Below are 15,584 nucleotides of genomic sequence, written 5' to 3'. Positions count from 1 at the left end.
TAAAAATAGGCTATTGTACCTAGTAATTAGGTACAATAGCCTAAATAATATCAGTAAGATGATAAAATCTTATCTTACTTAGCGCTTATCTTTTTCTGAATCAATTTTATCCGAGAACTTACTTAATTGTTTCTCTGCAAATGCTTTACCACCAATACCAAATGCAATCGCAAATGCTACCGCAACGGCACCTAGAATTAACAAGAATGCTACGTTAACAATGCTTTGAGCGAAGTTCAGTTGATCCAATGTCATAAATACCGAAACAATAATCACTAAATATTTCACAATTTCAGCTAACATAGCGTTACCTGTAGATTTATTGATTAATTTTGATACTAAATTACCACCAATTAATCCTAATGCTAAGATAATAGCCGCTGAAATTACTAATGGTAAATAACCAATAATGGCTTCACCGATTTTATTTAATACTGATAAATTAACAGTATTTAACGCTTGTACTGTGAAAAACAGACCAATTAATGTAGTTATAACCCATCCCGCTGCTGTTGGTATATCAATACTATCTTTGTTCTCACCAAAATTCACATAACGATTAAAACGACTTACATTTAAACTTGCGAGTAAGTTTTTCACTAACGTACCTAAAACTTTTGCGATAAACAATCCTAAGACTAGAATAATTACAGCAACAATAATTTTAGGTGCAAAGTTAAGTATGCTACTTGTCATACCTTTAATCGGTTTTGATACTGATTGCATATTTAAAGTATCAAATACTGATGGTAAGAATAATAGGAATACTAAGAAATAAGCAAGTTTACCAAATGTTTGTATAATACCTGAAGATTCGGACTTGCCACTGTCAGCATCTACTAATCCTTTCTTTTGTAACCAAGATTCAAATCCTAATGCTCCAAGACCCTTGACTATAATTTTCTTAACTATTACTGCGATTATCCATGCAATAAGTAAGAATATAAGCGCGCCAATAATGTTTGGAACAAAGCTAATAATTTTATCTAATACACTCATTAAAGAATCTAATATTTTATTCATAATGATTGCCCCCTTTTTATGATAAGATACCCTAGTAAAAATTGAGTAATCATTTTTATATAAATTTTTGGCGTATATTTTTCATAAAAAGTTATATTTAGATTAAATCAAAATTTTAAATATAAAAAATAGCTTAAAGCAAGGTTACACTATGCTTTAAGCCATAAATACTTTAATACGTATTAATTTTCGATAATATCTAACCCTTTTTCTCTTAGTTCCTTCAAGCCCAAGCCCTCTAGCATTTGATTAATTGTGTCTTCTGAATGACTTTCCCATGTAGCTAATTCGCCAATAATTCTTAATGGTTCAGTTGAACGATATGAACGTGTAGGGTTGCCAGGAAGTTTTTTATCGGTAACGTTAGGGTCATTTTCAAAATCTCCTGTAGGTTCAACAATATAAATATGTTCTTTAGCTGGTCCATCACTTAACGCCGCAGCAAGTTCCGCTCCCCATTTAGCAGTATCTAATGATCCAGTAAAGTAAATATGATTCATGATTCTATCTTGATAATTTGACTTACGTTGTGCATGAAGTAATGTTCCTAACTCTAACGCAGCTTTCGTACCATGAAAGAATGGCCCTTGGTCTAATACATCATTTTGTTCAATCATCACTCAACACTCCGTTTCTCCTTAAGCTATTCATCAGTATAAACCTCTGCAGTCTCAAGAAGTAGTCTATAATAATATTTTTATTTATAGTATAATAAAGACAAAGGACGTTATTTATCTTTATATTTTTCCGTAAAAAAGACCTATTTGTTCGTGTATATCACTTAGCAAATAGGCTTTCATTGATTAAACCATATTTATAAGATACATCACACCATTCACAGCATCTTATAATATTATATTAAGATTTTTCTAAATGAACCATATCATCAGCTTTATCTGTAAAAATGCCGTCTACACCCCAATTTGCTAATTGGTTTGCTCTTAATTTTTTATTAACTGTCCAAACATTAAGTTCATATCCAGCATTTTTTATCATTTTAACACGTGCTTGTGTTAGTTTCGCATCTTCGATATTCACTGTTTTCGACCCACAAAATTCTAATACAGTTCTCCAATCACTCTCAAAGGCCGCTGCTTTAAAAAGCACTGCTCTTTTATATTTTGGCATAATACGCTCAGATAATTTTACTAATGGAATATTAAAGCTCGATATCATTACCTCTAAATGTGCATCTAATACTTTTAATTTTTCTGCAACTTGTGTGACCATACTTTTAGACAACTTTGTACCTTGGTCTCCAGTGACACCTTTTAATTCTACATTTAAATTCACTTGTGCTGAATTCGCAAATTTTATGACATCATCAAATGTAGGTAACTTTTCCTCTTTGAAATTAGGACCAAACCAACTACCTGCTGATGCATTCTGTAATTCGTTATAATTGAGCTGTGTAACCTCTCCTACCATATCTGTGGTACGATCTAAATAATCATCATGGATAATGACTAACTGCTCATCTTTGGTAATTGCTACGTCGAATTCAACCCATTTTAATCCCGATACTTTCGAAGCAGCTTTATACGAAGCCAATGTATTTTCTGGTGCTTTGCTCGGTAACCCTCTATGACCATATACTGTAAACATCTACTCTTCTCCTTAAAAATGTAATTTAAAGTAATTATGAATATGATAAACAGTATATTACAAATAATCAAAAATATGTGTTTATAGTATTTTTATCATTCGACTTCTAGAGACGATTTACTTTTTAGATTTTCAAAATATTCCACAATACTTTCTCTTGTTTTATTAATAATGGGAACCATATTACTTTTACTTTTATAACAAATACCTATCGTTCTATTTGCTACATAGTTTTTAATTGGAATTTGCTTTAAATTTGCAATTTCTATATTTCTTAGATGCGGTAATATGGATATACCCAATCCAGAGCTAATAAAAGCGGCAATAGTAATCGTCTCATCACCTTCAAAATTAATTTCTGGACTAAATTCATATGCTTTGAATATTTCATCTACTTGTTCTCTTAAAACGTAGTCTTGTTTAAGTAAAATAAACTTTTCATCAATGAGTTCCTTTATGGATATCTCTGTTCGCTGCGCTAATGGATGCGTTTCATTCAGTGTTACGTATAACGCTTCCTTTAATAATGGCTCAAATTGGGTGTTTTGTGTAATTTCAGACACAGTGGTAATTACAATATCTGCCTCTCCGTCATCTACCATTTTCAACAGATTTTTAGCATTGTTCTGTACAAGTTTTAATTGAATATCTGGAAATTTAAGCTTAAATGATTTAAGAAATTCTGAAATATAAGTCACACCCACAGAATGTAAAAATCCAATCGTCAGTTTACCATGATAGGCATGCGTAGAATTTATAATATTACTTCTATATATTTCCATCTCACTCATAATATTATTTGTCGTTTGAAGAAATTCTGTCCCATATTTATTTAACTTTATCGTCCTACCTATTCGATTAAACAAAGGGACACCTAATTCTTTTTCCAAATTTTTAATTGACCTACTCAATGCAGATTGGCTTACATTTAAAGTCTTTGCAGTCTCAGACATATTTTCTGATTTCGCTAATTGTTTAAAGTATTCAAAATGATGCCATTCCATTACTTTCACCTCTTATGCACTAAACACATTGATTATATGATAATTATGCATTTTTTATCTTATCTATTCCATGCTAACATAAAATCATCAACCATAAGTGAGGTAAGTGCAATTGGATAATCTAAGTAACAACTATGTTGAAAAGGGTTCAAAATCATACATAAAAATCATTGTTGCCCTCTTCATCTCAGGCTTCACTATATTCTCAATACTGTATAGTGTACAACCGTTAATACCTCATTTCACCAAAACATTTCACGTCAGTGAAACAATGGCAAGTTTAGCTTTATCTTCAACTACTTTAACGTTAGCCATAGCTATGTTGTTTTTTGGTGCTATATCAGAAGTCATTGGTCGTAAACCAATCATGGTATTCTCAGTTATTTCTGTATCTATATTAGCTTTAGTACAATCCTTCATTACAGATTTTAATACTTTTTTAATTATTCGGTTCATTCAGGGTATTTGTCTAGCAGGATTACCTTCTATAGCGATGGCCTATATTGGGGAAGAAATCTCCATCAAAAATTTGCCCGAAGCTATGGGTATCTATATTAGTGGAAATGCTTTTGGGGGTGCGTTTGGAAGAATTTTTACAGGTTTTATTTCAAGTATCTACGGCTACCAAGTAGGCTTACTGTCCATCGGAATTATAAGCGTTATAGCTGCATTACTATTCACAATTCTACTACCACCGTCTAATCATTTTGAAAAGCAACGTTTTTCAATTAAGGATTTATTTTCTAGCTATGCCCAACATTTAAAAAACATTCGGTTATTAAAACCCTTTATGCTAGGTTTTTTACTCTTAGGATGTAATATTGCTGCTTTTAACTATATTAGCTTTGTTTTAGCATCTAGACCTTATCAATTACATGATAGTATCATTAGCTTTATTTACTTATTATTTCTCATTGGCATGTTGTCTTCTATTTTAAACGCAAAATTACGTGCAAAGTTAGGGACGTTAAATGCTTTGAAATTCAGTATACTCATGTTAATTTTTGGAATTTGGATCACCCTCTTACCGCCATTAGGTTTTAAAATAATCGGCTTAGCTTTTAGTGTTTACGCATTTTTCAGCGGCCACGCTATATCAAGTGCAGTAGTCGCTGGACGTGCTGAACACCATAGAGCACAAGCTTCAAGTTTATACTTATTATTTTATTACATGGGGTCTTCTGTCGGAGGAACTTTAGCAGGTTATTTCTATGGTTTATTCCAATGGTCAGGTGTGGTTATGATGATCACATTATTTATGATTATTGCATTCATTATTTCAGCAACAATCAAACAACGCTGAACTTTATTAGGTTAGACCATTATAAAAAAGGGGCTGAAATTATCAGCCCCTTTTTTTATCGTTTGAACTTCGTTAGCTTATACTTATACTGTCTTATAACTATACATACTCGCTAATAAACCCAGAATTAAAATAACTGAAGCAAAAATCAATGCTGCATTATAATTTCCGCTGTTTCCAATCAGTACACCTGATACGGTAGGCGCAATCATCTGACCCAAACTATATATTACAGTTAAAGTGGCTACTAAATTGATTTTACTTTCACTTTTGAACATTAAATTTTGTCCTTCAGACATAAATAATGTTGTTAGACCCAGAAACGTACCTCCAAATAATAGTGAACTAATGATGAGACTGACCATGCTTTCAGAGAATACTGGTAATACCACACCTATGATTTGTAAAATAAATGCTAGATAAATTGCCTTACCACGTCCTATTTTATCAGCCAATACAGACCACAAAATGGTAGAAGGGATAGCACCTAATCCTACAAACATCCAGCTCAATGCCGCATACTCGGACAATGCTGGAATCGATTTAACAATTGCTACTAAGAAGGTCCCTGTAATGATATAACCTGCACCTTCACAAAAATAAGATACAGAAAACCAAAACATAAATCTTTTATTCAGCTTAACCCGAGATGCAGAAACTTTTTCATGTGCTACTGACTCCCTATTATCAAAGGTAGGATTTTGTCTCATTCCCATAACAACAAAACTTCCTATAACCAAAGAACATAGACCAAGTATTATCCATGTCATTGACCATGATTGAGAAGTAGTAAATATAAATACAAATATACTACTTGCAAAAATCCCTAAACCTACTGCACTATACAACATACCTGACATACGTTCTTTGTTAGCTAACCTCAAAGCTTCTAGCGTTATATTCGATGCTAAAACAAACACAGTACCACTTGTTATGCCAGAAATAAGCCTAAACGTTATCCATAATGTGAAATTCTCAGAAATCCCCATTAATAAAGTAGTAATAATATTTATTAATAAATATATTTTTAAGTCTGTCACTTTATTAAATATTATAATCCAAATAGGGATTATTGCCCCAATCAAATAACCTAAATAGTTAATCGTTGCTAGTATACCTGCATTTTGGTCATTCATTCCTTCTACATGTTGCATAAATGGCATAATTGGCGTGTATGCAAAACGCCCAATAGCCATAACGATGAACAAACAAACCATTCCTAATATCAACTGTTTATATGCATGCTGCATCTTTTACGCCCCTTTATATATCATAATGCCATTATACGCTTAACTTTAAATATTACATACATGCGATACTACTTTTTAACAATTTAAATACTTAAAATATACTATATGCTCTTTCATTTTTAAAAACAGAAGTATAGAATAGATAACATTAATGTCAGAATATTCTTTAAATTAAAATTGAGGAGGCTTTGAAATGGAACATTCAAATACACTATGGAAAGACTGGAGGTTACACGGTATTGTGTTGTTGATAATGATTATTTCGGAAGTTATTGGCGCACACAAGATTCCTTTAGGTATGACTTCAATCCTCTTGTTACCGGTAGTCTACGCTGTATTACTAGGGTTAGCTGTTTACTTCACGCCAATTATTAAGCAAAAGCAAGCTAAAAATTCTGAATCTATGGTTTTCATATCAGTTGCTTTACTCATTGCAAAATTTGGTGTTGAAGCCGGTCCTGCATTACCCAAAATTATTGCTGCTGGCCCCGCTCTTATATTACAAGAGTTAGGTAATTTAGGAACCATTATTCTCTCATTACCTTTAGCGATACTACTTGGTCTTCGACGAGAATCCATTGGTATGACTCATTCTATTGGCCGTGAGCCAAACTTAGCACTGATTACTGAAAAATTTGGGATCGCTTCCCCCGAATGGCGCGGTGTAATGTCTATGTATATTTTCGGCACCATATTTGGCGCTATATTTTTTAGTATTTTTTCTGGACTTATCATATCTATTTTACCGTTAAGTCCTATTGCTTATGCGATGGCTACTGGAGTTGGGAGTGGTGTAATGACAGCAGCAGCATTGGGTCCACTAGTTGAAATGTATCCCAATCAGACGAGTACTATAACCGCATTTTCAGGCGTTAGTAATTTGTTAACTTCCGTAACAGGACTTTACATAGGTATGTTGATAGCACTACCACTAACACGTAAATACTACAATTTAATTATGAAAGTTAAAAATAAATTCAGCAAAAGCAAGGAGTGATTAAAGTGTCGGCTAAAATTTCAAATTGGATTCTCACATTAATCGTTGTAGGTTTTATTTCACTTATGAGTAATTGGATTGGCTATGGCACGCTACCTTTCAACGCACTTCCAGGCATAATCGTGCTTATGGTAATAGCTTTAATTGGTTTAATACTTTGCAATATTATACCGCACAATATCCCTAGTATTGCGTATATCGGTATTCTTGGTTTAATATTAACCATTCCAGGCGTCCCCGGCTCAATGCATATCATTGAATGGACTGAAAAAGTTGACTTACTTTCATTAGCTACCCCTGTAGTAGCCTATGCTGGTGTATCTATCGGGAATTCTTGGACAGATTTCGCAAAATTAGGGTGGAAAACAGTAGTAGTAGGAATCGTTATACTTATTAGCACCTACGTAGGTTCTGCTGTAGTCGCAGAAATTGTATTACGCCTTCAAGGCATAGTATAAATCTTATTTTATTGGCTAGACATCATTTTCTTAAACCCAAAATGCCCCTACTTCTCAGTAGGGGCATTTTTTGATACTTACTTTACTAATTTAAAATATAAATGATACATATTATTGATCTGAGGATGTTTTTTTACGACGTTTTCCAAGTAACAATAACGTTCCTATTGTAACGAACAAACTACTCAATAACATACTGTGTGTCTCATAATTAATACCAGTTTTAGGCAATTGCTTATTTCGATGTATTGATTCTTTTCTATTACTTGAATTAAGCGTGGCATTGTCTTGATTCATCCGCTCTAAATTTTGCTTGCTCAATGACATTATATTATTTTTCATCGCATCTTTATCTTTCACTTTAACCAATTGGTCTGGCACATCAATAGTATTATTTTTCGTTTCATCTATTAAATGGTTTATTTGTTTAGTCTTATGCGGCTCGTCTGCTTGATTTGAAATAGCTGTTTGTGCCGTTTTTACAATTATATTCACATGTTCAGAAGCATTACCATTTTTGTCTATAGCTTGTATCATTATAATATCATCAGCATGAAGATGGCCATCTTTAGGTAAAGTAATCACAAAGTGACCATTATTATCAACTACGTGTTTTATTTCTTTTTCATTTGGTAATACGATTATTACTGTGGATCCTGGCTCTGCTGTTCCACTCACTTGCGGCGATTCACTTGTCACTTGATTCACCGTCGGTGCTGTTGGTGGTGTCTTATCTTCTATTAATACTTCTCTCTCTTCCGATTCGTTGCCTGATGCATCAACCGCTGTGATTTGTAGTACTTCTCCGCCTTTATATTTCTCATTCTCTGGTAAATCAATGCTGTAATTTCCTTCATCGTCTGCTTCTGTTGTCAGCTCTTGTCCATTTGGTAATGTTACTTTAACTGTTGCTCCTGGTTCTGCTGTTCCACGAATTTCAGTATCTTCACTTGTCACTTGATTCACCGTCGGTACTCTCGGAGGCGTCTTATCTTCTATCACAACTTCTCTCTCTTCCGATTCGTTGCCTGCTTCATCCGTCGCTGTGACTTGTATTACTTCTCCACCTTCATATTTCTCATTCTCCGGTAAATCAATGCTGTAATTTCCTTCATCGTCTGCTTCTGTTGTCAGCTCTTGGCCACTTGGTAGTGTTACTTTGACCGTTACTCCCGGCTCTGCTGTTCCACGAATTTCGGTATCCTCACTCGTCACTTGATTCACCGTTGGTACTCTCGGAGGTGTCTTATCTTCTATCACAACTTCATTCTCTTCCGATTCGTTTCCTGCTTCATCCGTTGCTGTGACTTGTATTACTTCTCCACCTTCATATTTCTCATTCTCCGGTAAATCGACAATATAATTGCCTTCATCGTCTGCTTCTGTTGTCAGCTCTTGGCCACTTGGTAGTGTTACTTTGACTGTTGCTCCTGGTTCTGCTGTTCCACTCACTTGTGGCGATTCACTTGTCACTTGATTCACCGTCGGTGCTGTTGGTGGTGTCTTATCTTCTATCACAACTTCATTCTCTTCCGATTCATTTCCTGATGCATCAATCGCTGTGACTTGTATTACTTCTCCACCTTCATATTTCTCATTCTCTGGTAAATCAATAGTGTAATTGCCTTCGTCATCTGCTTCTGTTGTCAGTTCTTGGCCACTTGGCAGTGTTACTTTGACTGTTGCTCCTGGTTCTGCTGTTCCACGAATTTCAGTATCTTCACTTGTCACTTGATTCACCGTTGGTGCTGTCGGCGGCGTCTTATCTTCTACCACCACTTCTCTCTCTTCCGATTCATTTCCTGATGCATCAATCGCTGTGACTTGTAGTACTTCTCCACCTTTATATTTCTCATTCTCTGGTAAATCAATGCTGTAATTTCCTTCGTCATCTGCTTCTGTTGTCAGTTCTTGGCCACTTGGCAGTGTTACTTTGACTGTGGATCCTGGTTCTGCTGTTCCATGAATTTCGCTATCTTCACTTGTTACTTGATTCACCGTCGGTACTGCTGGTGGCGTCTTATCTTCTATCACAACTTCTACCACTTCGGATTCATTTCCTGATGCGTCAACCGCTGTTACTTGTAATACTTCTCCGCCTTCATATTTCTCATTCTCCGGTAAATCAATAATGTAATTGCCTTGATTGTCTGCTTCTGTTGTCAGTTCTTTTCCACTTGGTAGTGTTACTTTGACCGTGGATCCTGGTTCTGCTGTTCCATGAATTTCGCTATCTTCACTTGTTACTTGATTCACCGTCGGTACTGCTGGTGGCGTCTTATCTTCTATCACAACTTCTACCACTTCGGATTCATTTCCTGATGCGTCAACCGCTGTTACTTGTAATACTTCTCCGCCTTCATATTTCTCATTCTCTGATAAATCAATAGTGTAATTTCCTTCGTCGTCTGCTTCTGTTGTCAGCTCTTGGCCACTTGGTAATGTTACTTTAACTGTGGATCCTGGCTCTGCTGTTCCATGAATTTCAGTATCTTCACTTGTCACTTGATTCACCGTCGGTACTGCTGGTGGCGTCTTATCTTCTATCACAACTTCTACCAATTCGGATTCATTTCCTGATGCGTCAACCGCTGTGACTTGTAGCGTTTCTCCACCTTCATATTTCTCATTATCCGGTAAATCGACAATATAATTTCCTTCGTCGTCTGCTTCTGTTATCAGCTCTTGTCCACTTGGTAGTGTTACTTTGACTGTGGATCCTGGCTCTGCTGTTCCACGAATTTCGGTATCTTCACTTGTCACTTGATTCACCGTTGGTGCTGTCGGAGGTGTCTTATCTTCTATCACAACTTCTACCAATTCGGATTCATTTCCTGCTTCATCCGTTGCTGTGACTTGTAGTACTTCTCCGCCTTCATATTTCTCTTTCTCTGGTAAATCAATAGTGTAATTTCCTTCATCGTCTGCTTCTGTTGTCAGCTCTTGGCCACTTGGTAATGTTACTTTAACTGTTGATCCTGGCTCTGCTGTTCCATGAATTTCAGTATCTTCACTTGTCACTTGATTCACCGTCGGTACTCTCGGAGGTGTCTTATCTTCTATCACAACTTCTCTCTCTTCTGATTCGTTGCCTGCTTCATCCGTTGCTGTAACTTGTAGTACTTCTCCACCTTCATATTTCTCATTCTCTGGTAAATTAATGCTGTAATTTCCTTCGTCATCTGCTTCTGTTGTCAGCTCTTGTCCATTTGGCAGTGTTACTTTGACCGTGGATCCTGGCTCTGCTGTTCCACTCACTTGCGGCGATTCACTTGTCACTTGATTCACCGTCGGTGCTGTTGGTGGTGTCTTATCTTCTATCACCACTTCTCTCTCTTCCGATTCGTTGCCTGCTTCATCCGTTGCTGTAACTTGTAGTACTTCTCCGCCTTTATATTTCTCATTCTCTGGTAAATCGACACTATAATTGCCTTCATCATCTGCTTCTGTTGTCAGCTCATGGCCACTTGGTAATGTTACTTTAACTGTTGATCCTGGCTCTGCTGTTCCACTCACTTGTGGCGATTCACTTGTCACTTGATTCACCGTCGGTGCTGTTGGTGGCGTCTTATCTTCTATCACAACTTCATTCTCTTCCGATTCGTTTCCTGCTTCATCCGTTGCTGTGACTTGTATTACTTCTCCACCTTCATATTTCTCATTCTCCGGTAAATCGACAATATAATTGCCTTCATCGTCTGCTTCTGTTGTCAGCTCTTGGCCACTTGGTAGTGTTACTTTGACTGTGGATCCTGGTTCTGCTGTTCCACTCACTTGTGGCGATTCGCTTGTCACTTGATTCACCGTCGGTGCTGTTGGTGGCGTCTTATCTTCTATCACAACTTCATTCTCTTCCGATTCGTTTCCTGCTTCATCCGTTGCTGTGACTTGTATTACTTCTCCACCTTCATATTTCTCATTCTCCGGTAAATCGACAATATAATTGCCTTCATCGTCTGCTTCTGTTGTCAGCTCTTGGCCACTTGGTAGTGTTACTTTGACTGTGGATCCTGGTTCTGCTGTTCCACTCACTTGTGGCGATTCACTTGTCACTTGATTCACCGTCGGTGCTGTTGGTGGTGTCTTATCTTCTATCACAACTTCATTCTCTTCCGATTCATTTCCTGATGCATCAATCGCTGTGACTTGTAGTACTTCTCCACCTTCATATTTCTCATTCTCTGGTAAATCAATAGTGTAATTGCCTTCGTCATCTGCTTCTGTTGTCAGTTCTTGGCCACTTGGCAGTGTTACTTTGACTGTTGCTCCTGGTTCTGCTGTTCCACGAATTTCAGTATCTTCACTTGTCACTTGGTTCACCGTTGGTGCTGTCGGCGGTGTCTTATCTTCTATCACAACTTCTCTCTCTTCCGATTCATTTCCTGCTTCATCCGTTGCTGTGACTTGTATTACTTCTCCACCTTCATATTTCTCATTCTCTGGTAAATCAATGCTGTAATTGCCTTCATCGTCTGCTTCTGTTGTCAGTTCTTGGCCACTTGGCAGTGTTACTTTGACCGTTGATCCAGGTTCTGCTGTTCCACTCACTTGTGGCGATTCACTTGTCACTTGATTCACCGTTGGTGCTGTTGGTGGCGTCTTATCTTCTATCACAACTTCTCTCTCTTCTGATTCGTTGCCTGCTTCATCCGTTGCTGCGACTTGTAGTACTTCTCCGCCTTCATATTTCTCATTCTCCGGTAAATCAACACTGTAATTGCCTTGATTGTCTGCTTCTGTTGTCAGTTCTTTTCCACTTGGTAGTGTTACTTTGACCGTGGATCCTGGCTCTGCTGTTCCACGAATTTCAGTATCTTCACTCGTTACTTGATTCACCGTCGGTACTGCTGGTGGCGTCTTATCTTCTATCACAACTTCTACCAATTCGGATTCATTTCCTGCTTCATCCGTTGCTGTGACTTGTAGTACTTCTCCACCTTCATATTTCTCATTCTCTGGTAAATCAACACTGTAATTCCCTTCGTCATCTGCTTCTGTTGTCAGCTCTTGGCCACTTGGTAATGTTACTTTAACTGTGGATCCTGGTTCTGCTGTTCCATGAATTTCGCTATCTTCACTTGTCACTTGATTCACCGTTGGTGCTGTTGGTGGCGTCTTATCTTCTATCACAACTTCTACCAATTCGGATTCATTTCCTGATGCGTCAACCGCTGTTACTTGTAATACTTCTCCGCCTTCATATTTCTCATTCTCCGGTAAATCGACAATATAATTTCCTTCGTCGTCTGCTTCTGTTATCAGCTCTACTCCACTTGGCAGTATTACTTTGACCGTGGATCCTGCTTCCACTGTCCCACGAATTTCAGTATCTTCACTTGTCACTTGATTCACCGTTGGTGCTGTCGGAGGGGTTCCATCTGAAACTATAATTAAATCTGATGGGTAACTTTCTGTTCCATCTTTTTCTGCTAGAGCTGTTACGATTGTTCCAGCAGCTAGTGGTTTTATCAATTTTATTGAGACATCATTTTTTCCTTTCTCAATTTTAGCACTACCTATAATATTTCCATTATCATCTTGTAAAGTAACCGTTGCCCCTTCTATACCATGAATTGTTATCTCTTTATCTGCATCCGTAATAGGATCCAGTGTCGGTTTTAATATTTCATGCATATCAATAATATTAAATTCACTGATTTCATCATTGTCATAATGAGGTGATTCAATAGCAATAGTATATTTCCCAGCCGATGCATTAGCTATATCTATCGTAAAATCTCCATTAGGTTCCACGTTATTTCTACCTATTTCTTCACCTTTTTCATTCAATACTTTTGCTATTTGTCCTACTGCATTTGGTGCAAGGTATACATTTCCTGAGACAACTGTTTCATCTGTAGTTATGTCTGAAACAATAGGTCTTCCTACTAATGGTGATGTTTTATGGATTAAATATTCTTCCCCATCTTTTTTACCATCATTATCCGTATCTTGATTCATAGGATCTGAAAGTGATTGATGTATTTCAAAATTATCTGTAAGCCCATCTTGATCAATATCTTGAATATAGTAAGATGATGTTCCAAAAGTATTGTCAATCATACCACCATCTCTATCAGTCAAATATCCGTAAAAAGTAAAATCTTCTTTGATTTTGGATGTTTGCCCTATTAAATTTCCATCTTGGTCATCAAAACCTGACTCTCTAGTTAATATGTTATTTGGACTTTGATTAAATTTAGCCACTATTCTTATACCAACTGTTTCTGGTAATGCATTATTAAATTCTATAAGTGTATTTAAATTTTCAGCAGATATAGATCCATGACCTTGTGAATCTACTGTAAGGTTAGCAACTTTGTTATTTTCATAATATTTTTTATCAAATCCTGATACACCTTCAAAATCATATCTATGTAACTCTAATGATTCAATAAATGGTAAAAGTTCTGGATCAATTTTATAATTATATGTCCATTGCTTATTTAAACCTAAATCTAGTAAAGGACCGCCATAATTAAATATCCCATTTTTCATTATTTGCTGATCTGCCACAAGACCACCAAATCCACCAATTGATGGATCGTATTGTACCGAACCACTGCTTGCTTTAAATGCACTATTAGCAGCAACAGATTTCGAATGTTTTAAATTATTATAAGTTGTTTCAGACAACGTTAAAAAATAACCACTACTCTCAGAAGTTCTGATTTTTTTATTTTCCAATGAATCTTTCACGTAAATTAAATAATTCATTTTATCGTTATCTAAATTTTCAACTTTCGCTAAAACATTTTCTACTGTGTCATCTAATTCTATTCTTCCTCCTTCAGCAGTGTATTGGCTGAGAATTTCTGCTCCACCAAATAATCCTCCATTTGCTCTAATATAATTTATTTGCCAAATATTAGTCTTCTTACCTACATTATTGATGACACGATTAAATGCAACAATATTTTCCCTATTTGCTGGTTTAATTGTAATACTTTTGACGTGGTCAGCTATAAAAGGATCTAGTTGTAAATTAATTTTATACCTATCCCCTGAATTAGCTCCTGTTAAGTAGCTATGTATTTTAAAAGGAATGACTTTACTTTTCAAAACTTTTTTTTCTGTTAAATTTTCTGGATCAAAAATAAGTGACTGAAACGTATAGTTATCTGAGTAAGGCAATGTTTCCAATGAATTATCCTCAGTAGCCTCTCTTGTCGAAATGTTAGGTGATGTTTTGAAGTTGCGCCTAGCCTTTGGCATGGCAGTTAGTTGCGTGGATCGCGTTTGTCGGAGTGTCTTTCTATTTTCCTTCTTACCTATTGGTTCCTTAGAACTTTGCAAATATGCTTTTGTCATTGATGGTGCGTTTTGAGATGTTTGTACATCTATTATTTTATCCTTAGCATTTTCACTCTCAACATTATGTTTATATTCAGATGATTTTGTATGTACAGTGCTTTGTTTATTAAAGTCATCTTTTGAGGTTTTAGATGTATTGGGTTTATCTAGTTCATCTCTTATATCTTCTTTTACGCCTTCTGTTGTATCATCGGTATTTGAAATAATATCTTTCTCTTTAGAAGGGAGTTGAACATTATCAACCTCCTCCTCTGCATTTATATTCTCTGTATTTTGGCTTTCTGAAGTTATTTGCGATAAGTTAGCCTTTTTCATTTCTACATTGTTAGTTGGTTGATTCTCTGAAGTTGCGTCGCTATCAATGTGTTCTTCATTAACTGTTGAAGCTTCATCATTTTCTTTAAGCGTTTCAGAATTTTCATTTGAATATTCAGAGCTTTGAGCAAATTGATTTTTTTCTATTTCATCTGCTTTTGCCTCTTTATTTAATCCAAATACTAATGTTGCACCTATAAGTAGTGATGCTGTACCAACTGTAAGCTTTCTTATCGAATACTTATTCAAATGACTCGACATAAAATTACAATTATTATTCATTAGTTTCCTCCACATTGTATAATTTGAAAATAA

9 protein-coding genes are annotated in these 15,584 nt (G+C 35.9%); 3 read left to right on the top strand and 6 right to left on the bottom strand.

Annotation, left to right across the window (positions count from 1 at the left end):
• Positions 1–78 precede the first annotated feature (78 nt).
• The 4 genes from PYW31_RS00960 to PYW31_RS00945 all read right to left on the bottom strand — a co-directional run bounded on the left by PYW31_RS00960 (position 79) and on the right by PYW31_RS00945 (position 3,632).
• On the bottom strand, positions 79–1,023 hold the full coding sequence (locus PYW31_RS00960; RefSeq protein ID WP_046837481.1) for a mechanosensitive ion channel: 945 nt from the start codon (positions 1,021–1,023) through the stop codon (positions 79–81).
• Positions 1,024–1,205: 182 nt separating this feature from the next.
• On the bottom strand, positions 1,206–1,640 hold the full coding sequence (gene arr, locus PYW31_RS00955) for an NAD(+)--rifampin ADP-ribosyltransferase (protein ID WP_046837480.1): 435 nt from the start codon (positions 1,638–1,640) through the stop codon (positions 1,206–1,208).
• 241 nt (positions 1,641–1,881) lie between these two features.
• A complete protein-coding gene (locus PYW31_RS00950) occupies positions 1,882–2,628 on the bottom strand; it encodes a glycerophosphoryl diester phosphodiesterase (RefSeq protein ID WP_046837479.1) in 747 nt (248 codons plus the stop codon).
• Positions 2,629–2,723: 95 nt separating this feature from the next.
• Complete coding sequence (locus PYW31_RS00945) at positions 2,724–3,632, bottom strand: LysR family transcriptional regulator (protein WP_046837478.1); 909 nt, start codon at positions 3,630–3,632, stop codon at positions 2,724–2,726.
• Positions 3,633–3,744: 112 nt separating this feature from the next.
• Here PYW31_RS00945 and PYW31_RS00940 point away from each other — a divergent pair, with 112 nt between their 5' ends.
• Positions 3,745–4,935 carry an MFS transporter gene (locus PYW31_RS00940; protein WP_046837477.1) on the top strand — a complete coding sequence of 397 codons (1,191 nt, stop codon included), beginning with the start codon at positions 3,745–3,747 and terminating at the stop codon, positions 4,933–4,935.
• A gap of 83 nt (positions 4,936–5,018) precedes the next feature.
• On the opposite strand, the gene PYW31_RS00935 is transcribed toward PYW31_RS00940, so the two are convergent.
• Positions 5,019–6,185: a YbfB/YjiJ family MFS transporter gene (locus PYW31_RS00935; protein ID WP_046837476.1), complete on the bottom strand. Its 1,167-nt coding sequence runs from the start codon at positions 6,183–6,185 to the stop codon at positions 5,019–5,021.
• 193 nt (positions 6,186–6,378) lie between these two features.
• Between PYW31_RS00935 and PYW31_RS00930 the strand changes: the two genes are divergently transcribed.
• Positions 6,379–7,182 (top strand): DUF3100 domain-containing protein, encoded by an 804-nt coding sequence (locus tag PYW31_RS00930; protein ID WP_046837475.1) that lies wholly within the window; start codon positions 6,379–6,381, stop codon positions 7,180–7,182.
• A 5-nt stretch (positions 7,183–7,187) separates the two neighbouring features.
• Positions 7,188–7,640 carry a hypothetical protein gene (locus tag PYW31_RS00925; protein ID WP_103356903.1) on the top strand — a complete coding sequence of 151 codons (453 nt, stop codon included), beginning with the start codon at positions 7,188–7,190 and terminating at the stop codon, positions 7,638–7,640.
• 111 nt (positions 7,641–7,751) lie between these two features.
• Here the strand turns inward: PYW31_RS00925 and PYW31_RS00920 are convergent, their stop codons facing one another.
• Positions 7,752–15,551, bottom strand: a complete 7,800-nt coding sequence (locus PYW31_RS00920) for an Ig-like domain-containing protein (RefSeq protein ID WP_275115343.1) — start codon at positions 15,549–15,551, stop codon at positions 7,752–7,754.
• Positions 15,552–15,584: the final 33 nt, after the last annotated feature.

Source organism: Staphylococcus succinus, from assembly GCF_029024945.1.
GTDB classification, from domain to species: domain Bacteria; phylum Bacillota; class Bacilli; order Staphylococcales; family Staphylococcaceae; genus Staphylococcus; species Staphylococcus succinus.
Note: the sequence above shows the minus strand (reverse complement) of the source record. Positions and strands in the feature narration are given on the sequence as shown.

Excerpts from the sequence above, each read along its gene's own strand:
- PYW31_RS00960 (WP_046837481.1), bottom strand. The coding sequence starts at position 1,023 with ATGAATAAAATATTAGATTCTTTAATGAGTGTATTAGATAAAATTATT.
- arr (WP_046837480.1), bottom strand. The coding sequence starts at position 1,640 with ATGATTGAACAAAATGATGTATTAGACCAAGGGCCATTCTTTCATGGT.
- PYW31_RS00950 (WP_046837479.1), bottom strand. The coding sequence starts at position 2,628 with ATGTTTACAGTATATGGTCATAGAGGGTTACCGAGCAAAGCACCAGAA.
- PYW31_RS00945 (WP_046837478.1), bottom strand. The coding sequence starts at position 3,632 with ATGGAATGGCATCATTTTGAATACTTTAAACAATTAGCGAAATCAGAA.
- PYW31_RS00935 (WP_046837476.1), bottom strand. The coding sequence starts at position 6,185 with ATGCAGCATGCATATAAACAGTTGATATTAGGAATGGTTTGTTTGTTC.
- PYW31_RS00930 (WP_046837475.1), top strand. The coding sequence starts at position 6,379 with ATGGAACATTCAAATACACTATGGAAAGACTGGAGGTTACACGGTATT.
- PYW31_RS00920 (WP_275115343.1), bottom strand. The coding sequence starts at position 15,551 with ATGAATAATAATTGTAATTTTATGTCGAGTCATTTGAATAAGTATTCG.